The following is a 15,608-nucleotide window of genomic DNA, read 5'->3' as shown; positions in this document are numbered from 1 at the left end:
CGACGCTGACGGAGAAGAGGGAACATGGCTCGCGTGCTATCGGTCAATGTGGGATTGCCGCGCGGCATTCCATGGCAAGGCAAGATCGTCGACACCGCCGTTTGGAAAACGCCAGTCGAGGGCCTCTGCCAGGTGCGTCGGCTCAACATCGATGGCGACCGGCAAGGAGATATCGCGGGGCACGGTGGGGAACAACGCGCCGTGCTGGTTTATCAAATCGACTCTTATCGGTTCTGGCAAAGCGAGCTAGGTCGCAACGACTTCGTTTACGGGCAATTTGGCGAGAATTTCACGGTCGATGGCTTGCCGGATCGTGAGGTTTGCATTGGCGATCGCTACCGCATCGGCGGCGCGCTGTTGGAAGTGACGCAGCCGCGCGTCACCTGTTACCGTGTTGGCATCCGGATGAATGAGCCGCGTATGGCCGCGCTGCTGGTCGCGCGCGGCAGGCCTGGCTTTTACCTGCGCGTACTGGAAGAAGGCCAGGTTCAGGCGGGAGATGAAATCACTCGGGTGGAAATCGGCCCAGAGGCGATGACGGTCTCCGAGGTGGACGCGCTGCTTTACACGCCCAGCCATCCGCGGAGCCAGCTTGAGCGCGCACTGCGCATTCCCGCGCTGAGTCCTGGTTGGCAAGGATCCTTCCGAGCACTTCTCGGACAAGGGGAGAAGGGAACCACGACGGGAAATGCCGGTCTGGACCCTGTCTCCGGACGGCCACCAGCATGGCCGGGGTTCCGGCCGCTGAAGGTGGCTCGCAAGGTCCATGAAAGCGGGACTGTGGTTTCATTGATCCTCGAGCCTACGGATGACTCTCATCTGTACGCCGCCATCCCCGGCCAATTCGTCGTGCTGCGCCTCGCGGTTTCGGCCGACGGGCCGGCTGTTATGCGCAGTTACTCTTTGTCGAGTGCGCCCGGGGATCCGTGCTATCGGGTAAGCGTAAAGCGGGAACCGCATGGCGAGGCAAGCACGTTTATAGACGAGAGCGTCCAGGTTGGAGATTTCCTGGACGTGAGCGCGCCACGGGGCAATTTCATTCTCGGGGACGAGGATCGCCCGATAGTGCTGCTGAGCGCCGGAGTGGGCGTTACGCCCATGATGTCGATGCTTCACGCATTGGCAGCCCGAGCGTCGACGCAAGAAGTTTGGTGGTTCCATGGGGCCCATTGCGGTCGCGAGCATCCTTTCGCCGAAGAGGCCCGAAACCTGCTTGAGGCCTTGACGCGCAGCCATTCCCACATACGCTACAGTTCGCCCGATCGCGAGGACAGGTTAGGTGTCGATTTCGACGCTATCGGACGCTTGGATGTGCGCGCACTCCAAGATCTGGGTGTGCCGCCAGATGCCGACTTCTACATCTGCGGACCATCGGTGTTCATGAGTGGCATGACTGCCGGTCTTGCCACATGCGCCGTCGCCCCTGCAAGAATCCATACCGAAGTGTTTGGCCCAGGTCCTTCGACGACGCCCGGGATAGCCAGCGATCCATCGCGATCGCCGCATCCGCTGGTTGAAGCTCCCAACGCGGGCCCCCGTGTTTCTTTTGCCCGGAGTGGCTTGAGCGTCCGCTGGGGATCACGGTTTCAGAGCTTACTTGAACTTGCCGAAGCCTGCGACGTGCCCACGCGATGGTCATGCCGAACTGGCGTCTGCCATACTTGCGAGACGGGACTCGTCACTGGGACCGTCACCTATAGCCCCGAGCCAATCGACGCGCCGGCGACGGCCAATGCGCTGATTTGCTGCTCGCAGCCCGATGGGGACGTTGTTCTCGACCTTTGATCTGCCCCGGGGAATTTCGACACCGGAGCTGTCGCTCGCAGGATTGGAAATCTCCGCGCGTGGCCACTACGTCGGCAGCGGGCCACCGGTCTGTTCCGCCACCATGAACTGCGCGTAGCAGTCGGGCCAGTTGTCGTCACGCTGGCCGCCAGTCCGCCTTTCATGCTCGACATGTGCCGAAGCCGCCCGCCGCAACGCAGCGGCAAGCTCCAAAAACTCGAGAATGTCGTGTCCTGCGCGTCCTCGCGACCAGGCAATCGGTGCGTGATCTCCTGCAACAGCCACCATTGCCATCGGGATCAGCGAATGTGGCAAAAGACGAATAGCTGCGCCCCTCTGGATCTCGGCCGCCGACAGGTGGCTGGCCTGGGCCGGCCCGATGATACACCTCGCTAGCGTCGACCCCACGCGCCACGAGTTCAGCGCGTGCCGCTTCGATGTCGGGGACGACAAGGTAAATTGCCTTCGCGGACCCAGGCTCGGCCGAAGTCAGGCCCTTGCCGAAGTGCACGCAGCACGCTGAGCCCGGAGGGGTGAATTGAACAACGCGGAACGCATTGCCGACGACAAAGTCCGCATCGAGCCTCCAGCCCAGACGGCTATAGAAACTCGTGGAGCGATCGACGTCGGAGACACCGATGACGATGGCCTCCAGCTTCATCTCGATGGTGGCCCTTTTCGCAATTTCAGTCGCAGTTGCAACGCTCATTGCATCATTACTCACGTCAATCTCCTCGGGTTGGGCCTTCGGACACTTTGGACGTGCGAAAACGAAGACCGGTCAACTGCATCAATCGAGCCATGGCGTCGCCGAATGCCATCCTCCGGCCGTCATACCCGCCTAGCCCGGCGGACTGAGCCAACGCCGGTTCGACACGCTGGTCGCGCTCCCATGCTTGCGCCGTGCCTGGAAGCGCACCGACGATTCCCACACGTGCAGTCGCGGCAACCAGCTGCCGCTCCTAGGGAGTCAGCAATCTCGTTCCTGCCACCTCAGGCTCTATCGTTAGGCTCGCTTGAGACACCATCCGATCCCAATGGAGATAAATCCATTGCACGTTGGTATAGGCAACCGCCGGCGACGCCGATTACAGTCGAATCTCGGCAGCTCCTGGCGAAGAGGCGCCTTGGACATTAGGGACTCCAAAAGGCCGGTACCCGCACCAATCTGGGCATTTGTCCGGCATCCCATTCCAAAGTATCGGCGATACCATCGAACAATGGTGAACGCGCAGAAACGTTGATACTTCACACCCCATCTGGACTTGCTCCAGTGAATCCATGGTTGGGTAAACATTGTAGTTACCGACATTGCTCGGTAACGCATATTAACAAAGGGAAGGAGTTTATCATGAATATCAGAGGTATGTGCTTGGGAGCGGCGTTTTCTCTTTCGGCGTCCAGCGGGATTGCTGCTGCGGGGGCTCTTGACGTCATTGACCCAATCAACCAGCTGCAGCCCGTTCATACCGGTTCGATCAGGGAAACGGGACACACAAGTCCCGTCATGAGATCGCGGTTCAGGGCGGCGCTGGCCACTCTCCCGAACACGAAGCGCGAGGCGATGATGAGGAATGCCAGGACGCTGGAATGACGAAGCCCTATGCGGAGTTCTGCGCCGACTTGAATGCGCTTGCCGGCTCGTGATCTTCCAAGCCGGGGCGCGATCCCTGTCCGAGCCGAACGATGGCGGGCCGAGTGCCCGCCATTTGTTTGCGTGGAGAGTTCCATCCAGTGACATTAGGAATGGGACTGTTTACCTCTGCGCCAGCTGGGTAAACGGGGGCAACTGATCCGCGTGGCATTTGAACACTTCCCCAGGCGGCAATCCTCCCATGTTGCCCCATGTGAAGCGTGATCTGGCGCAGACAGTTTGGCTATTGAGCACCGCTGAGCCGCGCAGCCATGTTCACCAGGTCCGCGAGCGAGCGAGCTCTCATCTTACGCATGGCCTGACCGCGGTGTGCTTTCACGGTTATTTCGCTGATGCCCAACTCAAACCCGACCTGCTTGTTCAACAGACCGGAGACGACCAGTGCCATAACCTCCTGTTCGCGACGGCTGAGCGACGCGTGCCGATCCCTGAGCTCGTGCAATTCCGAACCAAGAGCGAGTGAGGTCTTGCTCCATTCCAGCGCTGACCCAACCGCCGCGAGGAGCTCTTCGTCACTAAATGGCTTTGTTAGAAATTCCACCGCACCGGCCTTCATTGCCTTAACGCTCATTGGCACGTCGGCATAGCCTGTGACAAAGATGATCGGCATGTCGGTGCGACCGACAGACAAAAGCTTTTGCAAGTCAAGCCCGCTGAGATTGGGGAGATTGATGTCAAGAATCAAACAGTTTGGAACCAACGCGGGGGGGCAGTTGAGAAATTGCTCCGCCGAGGCGAACGTCTCCGGCCGCCAGCCTGCGGAGCCGATCAGTGACTCAAGGGATTCACGTACCGAGATGTCGTCGTCAACGACGAACACGACAGGCGTTCCTTGTGACATGGATGCCGACCTTGCCCCAACGCCCAGTTCAGTCGCCAAATTCGGATGCATCGCAGAGTATCCTTCTCGCACATCGTTAACAACCACCGCGTTCAAGGTGCACGTAGTGCCGAGCTAAGCGCCACCTGAAGGGCTCGGTCACTGAAAGGCTTGAACAGACACTCAACCGCACCCTGCTCCATCAGACGCGGCCGGACCGTGCTATCCTTCCACGCTGTTATGTACACAATCGGGATTAGCTGTCCGCGACGCGCCAGCTCAAGTTGCAGTTCAGGCCCCGTCATTTCGGGCATCGCTAGGTCAAGAATCAGGCACCTGGTCTCATCAACGCTATCCGATATGAGAAACTCATTTGCTGAAGAGAACGTCTTCACGCTGAAACCGAATTCCTTGAGCAAGTCTGGCAAAGATTCGCGCACGGACCGGTCATCGTCGACAACAGAAATTACTACATGCGCAGTCTTCATCTAACCCCCACTGATTTTTTATCATTATGGGCCACATCCATATCTTGCATCAGCAGGGCCTCGGAAAACTCGGGCACGGAAAAAGAAAACGTAACCCCTGGCCCATCATTTGCGGCTGCCCACAGGCGCCCAGAGTGACTGTCGATAATGGATCGACTGATGGACAATCCTATTCCCATGCCGTCACTCTTGGTGGTGTAGAAAGCTTCGAAGAGACGGTGGGAGCCGTCTGGACCGAATCCAGTGCCCGTGTCCTGTACCGACAGCCGCACATGACCGTTCACCTCCGGCTCGGTCCTGATCATGACCTGCCTGGGACGATCTTCGATCTCGCTCATGGCGTCGGCGGCGTTGCGCAACAAGTTCATGATCACCTGCTGGAGCTGGACTCGATCCCCCGCGACATGCGGTAGCCCTTCGGCCAGTTGGGATTGCAGAACCACGCGACTGTCACGAATGTCTCCTGACGACAGTGCCAGCACCTCGCGCACGGCCTCATTCAGATCCACAGCCTCTATTATCGGAGCCCTCTTGCTAAAAAGCGCGCGCAGCCGAGCGATTACATCCGCCGCCAGGTTGCCGTCGCGTATCGTACGACGCGCCGTCTCGAGCGCGCCGTCGATATTCGGCGGATTGGCGGCCAGCATGCGCAGGCACGTGCTAGCGTTAGTGACAATGCCGGATAGCGGCTGATTGACTTCGTGCGCGATTGAGGCCGTCAAGGTTCCAAGGCTTGAAACCTTCGATACGTGTGCAAGTTCAGTCCGGGCCTTCCCAAGCGCCTCCTCTGCGCGTCTGTACTCTGTCACGTCTTGAACCGCGGCGAGGCACTCCAGCCGATCGTCCTGGCGACGCACGACGCGGCCGAAGGTGCGCAGGAATTTAACGCTGTGGTCCGGCATTCGTATTCGGATCTCATAGCCCAGATTACCCTCACCGGCGCGAACCCGTGCCATTTGCGTTGATAGGGATGGAATGTCGTCCGGATGGATTCGGTTGAGAATTTGGTTCATCGTCACTGGATGCGCAGGGTCAAACTCGAAAATGCGATAGAGCTCCTCGGAAAACGCGATTTCATCCGTATCCACACGCCATGAAAACGCTCCGGTCGAACTCAGACGCTGAGCTTCGGAAAGCAATGTTTCGGTCCGCCTGAGTGCGGCCTCGGTCAGCGAGCGCTCGATGGCGATGCTGGCTATCTGCGTGGCATGCGCAATAAGATCTTGCTGGTGTGGTGATGGCGACGAGGGCTTTCGCTGAATGATGCAGAAGGTGGCCAGCACTCGCCCTTCCTTGGAACAGACCGGGGTGCTCCAGACCGACCTATATCCGTGTCGCAGCACATGGGACCTGACTGGCGAGTTATACCAGCGAGGATCCCGCTCAATGTCCTCGGTGACGACCTGTACTTTCTCAACGGCCGCTATGCCGCATGGCAGCAAATCACCGCTCAGAGGCGTACCCGCGATCGGATCGCTGTAGGCTGAAGGCAGGGAAGGAGCCACGGCGTAGGCAATTGTCAGGCTATCCTGATCGAACATGTGAACATCACAGAAGCAGTCAGGGGCAGCCTCTTCGACGAATGTGCACAAGGCGCTTAGAACATCACGCAGTGAACTGCCCGACGCGATCATCTCGAGCAGTCGCTTTTCACCCGCCAGAAAGGCTTCTGCCTGTTTGCGACCATCAATATCGTGGCTCACACCATACCAGCGCATCACTTTGCCGGCGTCGTCCCGGATCGGTATGCGACGCGCCATGTGCCAGCGATACGTACCGTCGGCCGCCTGCACTCGGTACTCTAGCTCGAACGGTTCTCCGGTCGCGATACATTCGAGCCATTTGTTCTCTTCAGCTTCGACGTCCTCTGGATGGATTCTATTTCTCCAACCACCATTTGCGATGTCTTCGGAAGAAAGCCCGGTGAAATCGCGTCCTCGCTTGTTGCTGGAAATTTGTGAGCCATCGGCGCGGAAAGCTCCAACCAGCGCCGGGATACCGTCGATCATCCTTTGAAGCTCGCGCTCAGCATCGATGACCTTCTCCTCAGCGCGCTTGCGTTCGTCGATGTCGGTATTGGCACCGTACCACTTGATAATGTTGCCGTATTCGTCTCTCGACGGGTTGGCGCGGATCAGAAACCAGCGATAGGTTCCGTCAGATCGACGCACTCGTGCTTCGGCTTCGCCTGGTACACCCGCGATCATCAACGCCTGCCATTTGGCGGTCAGTTCATCCAGGTCATCGGGATGCATTATGGCGGTCCAGCCCCAGCCCTGTGACTGCTCGGCAGACAGACCGGCGTAGTCAAGGTAATGCTGGCTGAAAAACTCGACATAGCCATCGGGGCGGGTCAACCAAGCGAAGGCCGGAATGGTGTCGACAATCAGCTGGAGATCGTGCCGGCTCGTCGCAAGAGCTTCCTTGCTTTCTCGCAGGGCTTCTTCTGTCCGCCGGCGTTCTTCAATTTCCAGCATCAGAGTTCTATTCGCGGCGACGAGTTCGCTCGTTCGCTCTGTAACCCGCTGGTCGAGCTCTTTGGCGAGGCGGTTCTGATCTCTTGCCTGCCGTGCCCCCTGGAGCGCAATGCTCGCCTGGTTGGCAGCAACACTCAAAAGCAGTTGATCGGACTGGCTGGGAAAATCGGCCTTGGCTGAACCCACAACCAGGACTCCAGCTTCCCCCTCAAGCCCCAGTCGCGCCACCGCCAGAAAAACACCACCCACTCCGACATCCATTCTGGCGCTGGACGGCCAATTCGATTCCGTCTCTCTAAGCAGATGATCGAGGGCTTTGCCTATCTCGCTCATCCCCAATGCACAGGCCTGGCCGACCCGAACGATTTCATTCGGGCATGCGCCATCTGTGTCGAACAGCCGTGCATAAACGAAATCAACGGGCAACATGGCGCTTAGCACGTCAAGCAATGTGCTTGCGATGTGAACAGGATCCTCGCCTACCCAGATCGCTGGGAGAGCTAGCAGGCTTACCAAGTCGTTCATCGAGCGCTTGAGCCGTTGATTTTCCTCCCAGGAGGTCTCCACCGGCGGCTCCATGCTAAAGGTCCATTTCTGGCTGAAGCAGCTGTCCGGCTCTGCGTTGGCGCAGTTCCTGAAGGAAATTTTCCGGCGGTACAAAGAATGGATTGTGCTGCAGTATGCCGCCTATGACGATCATGGGATGCGTCCGCATGATATCGACGACCGCGTCGCCGCCGAACTTCGCAAGATCGTACACACAGATGACCGCGTCCTCGTGACGCGACCATACCTCGTTCACCCGCGCTTCGAACTCCACCAGATCGTCAATGTGCGATCTGACCTCACAAGCCCAGTCCATATGGCAGACAATGCGGCTAAGTGGAAAATCGCCTCTGACGTTGCCGCTCGCCAGCTGTTCGAAGATCTCCAACATTCGATCCTGATCGAAACGACCGTCCCGAAGGTAGGCTTCGGTATTGGTGCGAAATTCAAGCTGGCCGCTTTGTTCCGCCGCCGTTGTATCAACGCCCGCCGCTGCCAGGCGATGCAAATGCTTGCAGCGCTCGCCCGGATTGACGACGTGGATGACTTTGTCACCGCGCTCGAAGCCATCCTTCATGAAGGGAAGCAACACCCGAGACGCCTCGTCGTCGCCGTTAAAGAATGCGCAGGCGTGCCGCATTTCGCCAAGTTCGGATCCCGCGAAGGGAATGGCTGGCGTCTTCTTATGCATGTTTGCCTCACGGGACGCAGCTCCGCCCCGTCCCACCATGCACGCGGCCAATACCAAGGTCCATTATGCGTTGGTGTCGGTTTGATGAGGGACATCGGGTTGCGACGGTGTCTCCAGCCGTAGCGGTCGGAACCCGCACCGGGGTACTCATTGTTCCATGGTGTCGCCGATACCTTGGAATAATGGATTTTGATTGTTCTTCCGCTCTTGTTGGCCCTGGGTCTCATGTTAGTGAAGGTTTTCGAAATGCGCTCAGACATTGTTCCAGGGTCCAATTTCCCGGATTACGAGTTGCCGGATCACACGGCCGTACGGCGAAAGCTTTCCGATCTGCAGGGAGAAGACCCAATGGTGGTGGTTCTCGGCAGAGGCGGGTTTTGTCCTCGGGACCGTCGGCAGACCGAAGGGCTCGTACGGCTCTATGGTGAAATGGAAGTCGGATATTGCAGGCTCGTGACCATCACGACGGACAATCTTCTGGAAACGAACGAGTATCGATTGGGGGCTGGCGCCCATTGGCCTTTTCTTTCCGACCCGCGGCGCATCATCCAAAAGGACCTTGATATCGCGGAGTACACGGACCCCCTGCACAATCCTATGATTCCTCACGTGGTCGTCTTGGAGCCTGGCCTGGTCGTCTACAAGATCTACAATGGCTACTGGTTCTTCGGTCGACCCACATTGGAAGAGCTCCGCCAGGACATGCGCGCGGTGACTATGAAATCTCGGATGGATTGGGATATTTCGAAACCCGAACTCAGGTCGGCGTGGCAAATGGGCCAAAGGGAGCTTTTCTATCCCTACCAGAAGCCAAGTTCGAAGATTGCGGCAGAGCATTGAATTGCGTTGAAGGCGAGGCAGCACGCTTTGGCATGCGCTCGGTCGGCCGACGGTCCTCCGGCCTTCGCCGGGCAGCGGCTGGTACATGCGGGACGAATCCGCCACCCTATGGAGGTTGCGCCCACCCGCCTCGCGGTAGGAGATCGGAAATCCAACTACCGCTATGATGCGGTAGCTGATTGGCGGGTCCGGATCACGTTGCGCTCACGTCGGTGATGGCCCCGAGCAAAGGCCTCCGGCGCTTCCTGAGGCAGGTTGTGACCGATGCCGCCACTGATCAGCCGGTGCTCATATTTGCCCGAGAACATCCGCGCGTAGGCGCTGGCTTCCGGGTGCGGCGCACCGTTGGCGTGCCTTCGAGCGTGATTGTCGACGCGGCGATCACAGGCGCCTGCGCGAGCCGCTGTTCCAGCGCGTCGCATCGCGTTTCGCCGTTCGAAATGACCTGTTGCCAATTGGGTGCAGGCCCGATTGCCGCTCTCTGCGATCTCAGGGCTGCGTCGGGGTCGGCATTTGCCGAATGCGAAGGTCTGACCCATAGCTGACTTTCGCCTGGACCAGAGCAGGAACTTTTGCGCCGCTCTCCAGTCGCCAATCTTGGCTCACATTCGTGAAAGCGGCCGTTTAGCTGTGTCGGTGGACGATTACGTTCAGAATATTGTGGCCGCTGGCCGCAGAGGGCTCGCCATAAACGCATGTCTTAATTTCCAACGTCATTTTTGGCAAAGCCGATATAGGCATACGGCCCATTCCAGCGCGAAGTGTCGCGTCCAATTGGCAGGCAACGGTCACGCCCGCTGGTTTCGAGTGCCATTACACAGAGCTGTGCGCTCGCCACGGGGAGGCCAGTTCAGGCGGGTAGACATGGAACAGAATGACCCTTCCGCGGTTTGCCGGCAGCGTTACAGTGATGGTCGCCGTCCGGTCGCTCTCGCACGTCGGCGAATAGTCGCTTTACGGAGCTGGTCAAGCGCTCTGACGATTTCAGCCTGTTCCTCGGGATCGAACACCCGTAGCACATCAACCATTCAGTCTCACTGGACGGCCCAAGGGAATGGCCGTAGCGTGTTGAAATCCCGGAAACTTCGGCAAACCGATACCAAGGTATAATGCGCGCGAAAGATCGAGTGGCGCATTCTGGGATCGAGGAGATTTTCGATGCTGACAGCAGACGGGCCGACCGACCCGCGCATTGCCGAGGAGATCGAACGACGCGTCGCAGAGCGGACGGCCGAGCTCTCCGCCATCAGTGAGGATTTGCGGCGCCAGCTTTCCGTGCGGCACCGTGACAACGAAAATCCGCACCTCCGGGAAATCTTGCTGAAATCCTTCATCGACGGCATTGGGGCACCGGTCACGCTATGCGCGCCAACCGGCGAAATGGTGGCGGTCAACCGGTTCGGCCAGGAATACCACCGCAAATCCGTCGAAGAGATCATGGACTGGACCTCGGGCGAAATGATATTCGCCGCTGATTTGCCGCGTGTGAAAGCGGCATGGCAGCGATCGATCGAGACCGGCGAGCCCTATGATGTCGAGGTCCGTGCCCGCCGGGCCCACGGACCCTATCGCTGGATGCGTTTCCATGGATTTCCGGTTCGCGATTCCGATGGCAGCATCCTGCGGTGGTGTGTGCTGTATCTGGATATTCATGACAGCAAGTCGGCCGAAGAAGCTCTCGCGGCCAGCGAGCGCAATCTCAAACTGACCATCAACACGATGCCGGCGATGGCCTGGACCGCCGATACGAGCGGGAATGTCGAGTTCTTCAACGACAATTTCCTGGATTATGTCGGCCTGCCGCTCGACCGCATGCTCGACGACAGCTGGAAGCAGGCCGTACACCCCGACGATGTCGATGATCTGCTTGAGACTTGGAAAGTCGTCATGGCCGCCGGCCGGACCGGCGAGACCGAGGCGCGACTGCGGCGCTTCGACGGCACCTATCGCTGGTTCCTGATGCGGGTCAGCCCCCTGCGCGATGAATCCGGAAAGGTCGTGCGGTGGTACGGCATCAACACCGACGTCGATGCTTGGCGGCAGACCGAACGGCAGCGGCAGCAGGCGGAGGATTCGCTGCGCGCCAGCGAATTGATGCTGCGATCGATGCTGGACAGCATCGCTGCGCCGATCGGCTTCTTCAATTCCGACGGCGAACTGGAGGCGGTCAATCATCTGGTCGGCGATTATTTCGGCAAGAGCTTCGAGGAGGTCTCCCAGTGGGAGAACATCGTGCATCCGGATGATCTGGTCGCCTCGCAGGCCGCCTGGCAGCGGGCGATTGAGGCCGGCGCGGCCTATGAGCACGAGGCCCGCATCCGCCGCGCGGACGGCGAGTATCGTTGGAATGACCATCGCGGCTATCCGATGCGGGACGCCGAAGGCCGCATCGTGCGCTGGTGCGTACTGCAGATCGACATTCACGACCGGAAGCAGGCCGAGGCCCGTCTGGCCGCAAGCGAACGGAATCTCGATCAGATCATCAGCGGGATTCCCGGTTTGGCATGGACCGCTCTTCCCGATGGCCATGCAGACTTCTTGAATCAGCATTATCTCGACTATGTCGGACTTTCACTTGAACAGGCGCGGGGCGTCGGCTGGATGCTGGCCCTTCACCCGGACGATCGGGAGCATTTGATCGCCGATTGGCGCGCCATGATGTCGGAGCGTCGTGGCGGAGAGTCCGAGGCGCGAATCCGCCGATGTGATGGGGAATATCGGTGCTTCCTGTTTCGCGCCAGCCCGGTGCTGGATGATGCAGGCAACGTCGTACGCTGGTTCGGTGTTAATACAGACATCGAAGACCTGAAGCGCGCCGAAGCGGCCATGCGGGCGAGCGAGCTCAATCTGCGACAATTGACAGAAACCATTCCCCAGATGCTCTGGAGTGCTACGGCGGATGGCTCGATTGACTACTGCAACAAGCGGCTGCTGGAGTTCACCGGCTTCACCCCCGAAGAAGCGATGGGTACCGGCTGGGCGAAGATGCTGCACCCGGACGACGTCGAGCCAACGGTGAGGGCTTGGCTGCACTGCATCGCAACCGGTGATCCCTATCGGGTCGAGGTGCGGACGCTGCGGGCGTCGGATCAGACCTATCGATGGCTGTTGACCAGTGCGCTGCCGCTGCGCGACGCAGACGGCCGCATCCTCAAATGGCATGGTGCCTGCGCGGACATGCACGACTGGAAACAGGCCCAAGACGAGCTTCGTGATGCCCAGGCCGAGCTCGCGCATATGACGCGGGTAATGACCATGGGCCATCTCACCGCTTCGATCGCCCATGAACTCAATCAGCCGTTGGCCGGCATCATCACCAATGCCAGCACGTGCTTGCGCATGCTGGCAGCCGATCCACCCAACGTGACAGGTGCGCGAGAGACCGCACGACGAACCATACGAGACGGCAACCGGGCTGCGGATGTGATCGCCAGGCTGCGGTCGCTCTTCAGCAAGAAGGACCCGGTCATCGAAGCGGTGGATGTGAACACGGCCACGCAAGAGGTTATAGCGCTGACGTTGACTGAGTTGAAGAAGGCCAACGTGAGCTTGCGCGTGCAACTGGCCGAGGCGCTCCCATCTGTGGAGGGAGACCGTGTCCAGCTTCAGCAGGTGATCATGAACCTGATTTTGAATGCCATGCAGGCCATGGACGGTATCGCCGACCGGTCCAAGGAGCTGGTCGTGGCGACGGAGCGCGACGGTTGCGACGCCGTGCGCGTCGTCGTCCAGGATGCAGGCGTGGGTTTCGAGGCCGCAATCGCCGAGAAGCTCTTCCATCCGTTCTATACGACCAAGAGGCACGGCATGGGGATCGGTCTCTCAGTCAGCCGGTCGATTGTCGAGAACCACCAGGGCCGGCTCTGGGCCGAGCGGAATGACGGTCCCGGCGCTACGTTTATTGTCTCAATCCCGTCCGGGGACGCTGGCGACGGTGCGGAGGTGAACGCATGACGCAACGCCGGAGGTTCATCGCTGTGATCGATGACGACGAGTCGGTACGCGAGTCGGTTCCGGACCTGCTGCGCGAGTTCGGCTACGAGGCGGGCGGATTTTCGTCGGCTGAAGAGTTTCTAGCATCCGATAAGCTCAGGCAGGCTGAGTGTCTGGTGCTCGATATCGCGATGCCGGGAATGTCCGGGCTTGATCTCCAGCGCGAACTGAGCCGGCGGCAGCTGCAGATTCCGATCGTTTTCATCACAGCGCATGGCGATGGGGCGGTACGGCTCCGACTTCATGAGCGCGGCGCTGTCGATTGTCTGCTGAAACCGTTCAGCGATACCGCCCTGATGGAGGCGCTGCAGGGCGTGCTTCGATCGAAGTGATTCGCCTGTCTTGTGTCTGCAAGGAAAGGGAGGCTTAAAATGCATGGGCGCGTGGAGGTCAACGTGCCGGGTGCAACGGCGGTGGACGGCCATGCCGGATGCTACTTCGACAGTCAATATGGTGGATGATGACATCTCCGTCCGCGAAGCACTGGAGGGGCTAAGCGGGTTGGCGGCCGACGGCCTTCAACCCTCATGTCGGCGGTTTCACCGCTTGGCTGATAATTTTTTAGGTTATCGGGCCCGTCTGAATATCTGCCTGGCCGGGTCGGCTGAGAATCGCGAATTCATCGGTCCACAGATCAAGGTCATAGCGCTCGACGGCCGGATCGCTGCCGCGGTGGCGGCGGCGCGTCGCCCCCAACGACAGGAGCTTCTTGCGCAGCGTCTCTTCATGAGTTGCGCGGTTGCCCAGAAAGCGAGGCGGGGAGCTCAGGCAGCGCCGAGGCCCGTGTCGTGGGCATGCTGCACGATCCGCGATTGCAGGCGGTCGGGATGAGCCATCGCCATGCGGAAGCCCACCGGACCGCCGTAATCCTGCATGAACAGGCTGTAACGGGAGAGTGCCAGAACCTCGGTGAAGCGGGTAATGACCTCAGCTAGGTGGTCGAAAGTGTGGCCAAACGCGTTGGGGACAGGCGCAGCGCTATGACCAAACCCGGGATAGTCCGGCTCGACCAGATGATAACGGTCCGAGAGTCGCGCAAGCAGCGGCTGATACATGCGCGACGACGACGGCAATCCGTGGAGGAGCAGGATCACCGGCGCATCGCGGTCTCCTGCTTCGCAGTCGAAGATCGGAAGACCATCGACCGAAAATCGTGCGGTAAATGATCGGATGCGCCATCGGATCACATCCCGCTTACGTCGATGATGGCCTGCGTGAAGGCTTGCGGCGCTTCCTGGGGAAGGTTGTGGCCGATGCCGCCCGCGATCAACCGATGCTCGTACTTGCCGGAGAACATCTTCGCATAGGCGCTGGCTTCCGGATGCGGCGCACCATTGGCGTCGCCTTCGAGCGTGATTGTCGGCACGGAGATAACGGGCGCCTCAGCGAGCCGCTGTTCCAGCGCGTCGTATCGCGCCTCGCCTTCCGCCAGCTCGAGCCGCCAGCGGTAATTGTGCATCACGATATCGACATGATCCGGATTGTCGAAGGACGCCGCACTGCGCTCGAAGGTGGCGTCGTCAAAGTTCCATTGCGGCGAGGCAAGCTGCCAGATCAGCCTTGCGAAATCGCGCGTGTATTTCTCGTACCCCGCCCGGCCACGGTCGGTGGCGAAGTAGTACTGGTACCACCATTGAAGCTCAGCCTTGGGCGGCAGCGGCGACTTGCCGGCCTGCTGGTTGCCGATCAGGTAGCCGCTGACCGAGACCATCGACTTGCAGCGCTCCGGCCACAGCGCGGCAATGATGTTTGCCGTGCGGGCACCCCAGTCGCAGCCGCCTATAGTGGCCTTCCCGATGCCGAGCGCATCCATCAGGGCGATGACGTCGGATGCGATTGCCGCCTGCTGGCCATTGCGCGGCGTTTCGCCTGACTGAAACCGCGTCGTGCCATAGCCACGCAGGTGAGGTACGATCACGCGATATCCCTTGGACGCCAGCAACGGAGCGACGTCGACGTAAGTATGGATATCGTAGGGCCAGCCGTGCAGCAGGATGACAGGCGCGCCGTCGGCTGGTCCCAGTTCGACATAGCCGACATTCAGGACGCCGGCGTCAATCTGCTTCGGTGCGCCAACCGAGTTGTGTGTTGTCTGCATCGCTGACGCGGTCGTCTTGTCGGCTCCGCCGGGTGCGGCCTTCGCGGCCGTGGTCACACCGAGTTCGGCGATCGCGAGGGTCATTGCCGCCGCGCCGATTATGTGGCGACGGCGCTCATCGATCCTGTCGGAAACACTGTCCATGGTGATGCCTCTCCTGTGGCAGGACTAATCTCGATTTCCTTGGCATGCCTGATCAAGATCCGAGCCGCTGGT

The 15,608-nt window shown here is 59.8% G+C and carries 10 protein-coding genes and 2 pseudogenes; 4 read left to right on the top strand and 8 right to left on the bottom strand.

Features of this window, described 5'->3' with window-relative positions:
- The first annotated feature begins 24 nt into the window (after positions 1-24).
- Positions 25-1,785, top strand: coding sequence for an MOSC and FAD-binding oxidoreductase domain-containing protein (locus tag LB526_RS07460; RefSeq protein ID WP_224627067.1), 1,761 nt, complete (start codon positions 25-27; stop codon positions 1,783-1,785).
- A gap of 66 nt (positions 1,786-1,851) precedes the next feature.
- Here the strand turns inward: LB526_RS07460 and LB526_RS07455 are convergent.
- The 5 genes and pseudogenes from LB526_RS07455 to LB526_RS07435 form a co-directional block, all read right to left on the bottom strand.
- Positions 1,852-2,494 (bottom strand): annotated as a pseudogene (locus LB526_RS07455) (VOC family protein).
- 1,168 nt (positions 2,495-3,662) lie between these two features.
- Complete coding sequence (locus LB526_RS07450) at positions 3,663-4,280, bottom strand: response regulator transcription factor (RefSeq protein WP_224582278.1); 618 nt, start codon at positions 4,278-4,280, stop codon at positions 3,663-3,665.
- 92 nt (positions 4,281-4,372) lie between these two features.
- On the bottom strand, positions 4,373-4,747 hold the full coding sequence (locus tag LB526_RS07445; protein ID WP_224582095.1) for a response regulator: 375 nt from the start codon (positions 4,745-4,747) through the stop codon (positions 4,373-4,375).
- Complete coding sequence (locus LB526_RS07440; protein WP_224627066.1) at positions 4,744-7,803, bottom strand: PAS domain-containing protein; 3,060 nt, start codon at positions 7,801-7,803, stop codon at positions 4,744-4,746. The genes LB526_RS07445 and LB526_RS07440 overlap by 4 nt, the downstream gene beginning before the upstream one ends.
- 1 nt (position 7,804) lies before the next feature.
- Complete coding sequence (locus LB526_RS07435) at positions 7,805-8,461, bottom strand: MEDS domain-containing protein (protein WP_224530498.1); 657 nt, start codon at positions 8,459-8,461, stop codon at positions 7,805-7,807.
- Between the two features lie 246 nt (positions 8,462-8,707).
- On the opposite strand from LB526_RS07435, the gene LB526_RS07430 reads away from it, so the two are divergent.
- Complete coding sequence (locus LB526_RS07430) at positions 8,708-9,301, top strand: redoxin domain-containing protein (RefSeq protein ID WP_224582097.1); 594 nt, start codon at positions 8,708-8,710, stop codon at positions 9,299-9,301.
- 161 nt (positions 9,302-9,462) lie between these two features.
- Here LB526_RS07430 and LB526_RS07425 read toward each other — a convergent pair.
- Positions 9,463-9,734, bottom strand: a pseudogene (locus tag LB526_RS07425) (hypothetical protein); the annotation flags it as partial.
- 725 nt (positions 9,735-10,459) lie between these two features.
- Between LB526_RS07425 and LB526_RS07420 the strand changes: the two are divergent.
- Positions 10,460-13,255, top strand: coding sequence for a PAS domain-containing protein (locus tag LB526_RS07420; protein ID WP_224627064.1), 2,796 nt, complete (start codon positions 10,460-10,462; stop codon positions 13,253-13,255).
- On the top strand, positions 13,252-13,626 hold the full coding sequence (locus tag LB526_RS07415; protein WP_140502853.1) for a response regulator: 375 nt from the start codon (positions 13,252-13,254) through the stop codon (positions 13,624-13,626). The genes LB526_RS07420 and LB526_RS07415 overlap by 4 nt, the downstream gene beginning before the upstream one ends.
- Before the next feature lie 432 nt (positions 13,627-14,058).
- On the opposite strand, the gene LB526_RS07410 is transcribed toward LB526_RS07415, so the two are convergent.
- Positions 14,059-14,388, bottom strand: coding sequence for an alpha/beta fold hydrolase (locus tag LB526_RS07410; protein ID WP_224627062.1), 330 nt, complete (start codon positions 14,386-14,388; stop codon positions 14,059-14,061).
- An 89-nt stretch (positions 14,389-14,477) separates the two neighbouring features.
- Positions 14,478-15,476: an alpha/beta fold hydrolase gene (locus tag LB526_RS07405; RefSeq protein ID WP_411962590.1), complete on the bottom strand. Its 999-nt coding sequence runs from the start codon at positions 15,474-15,476 to the stop codon at positions 14,478-14,480.
- Positions 15,477-15,608: the final 132 nt, after the last annotated feature.

The organism is Mesorhizobium sp. CA6 (genome assembly GCF_020165035.1).
GTDB lineage: Bacteria > Pseudomonadota > Alphaproteobacteria > Rhizobiales > Rhizobiaceae > Mesorhizobium.
The sequence above is the reverse complement of the archived record's forward strand: the minus strand, read 5'-3'. Positions and strand labels throughout refer to the sequence as shown.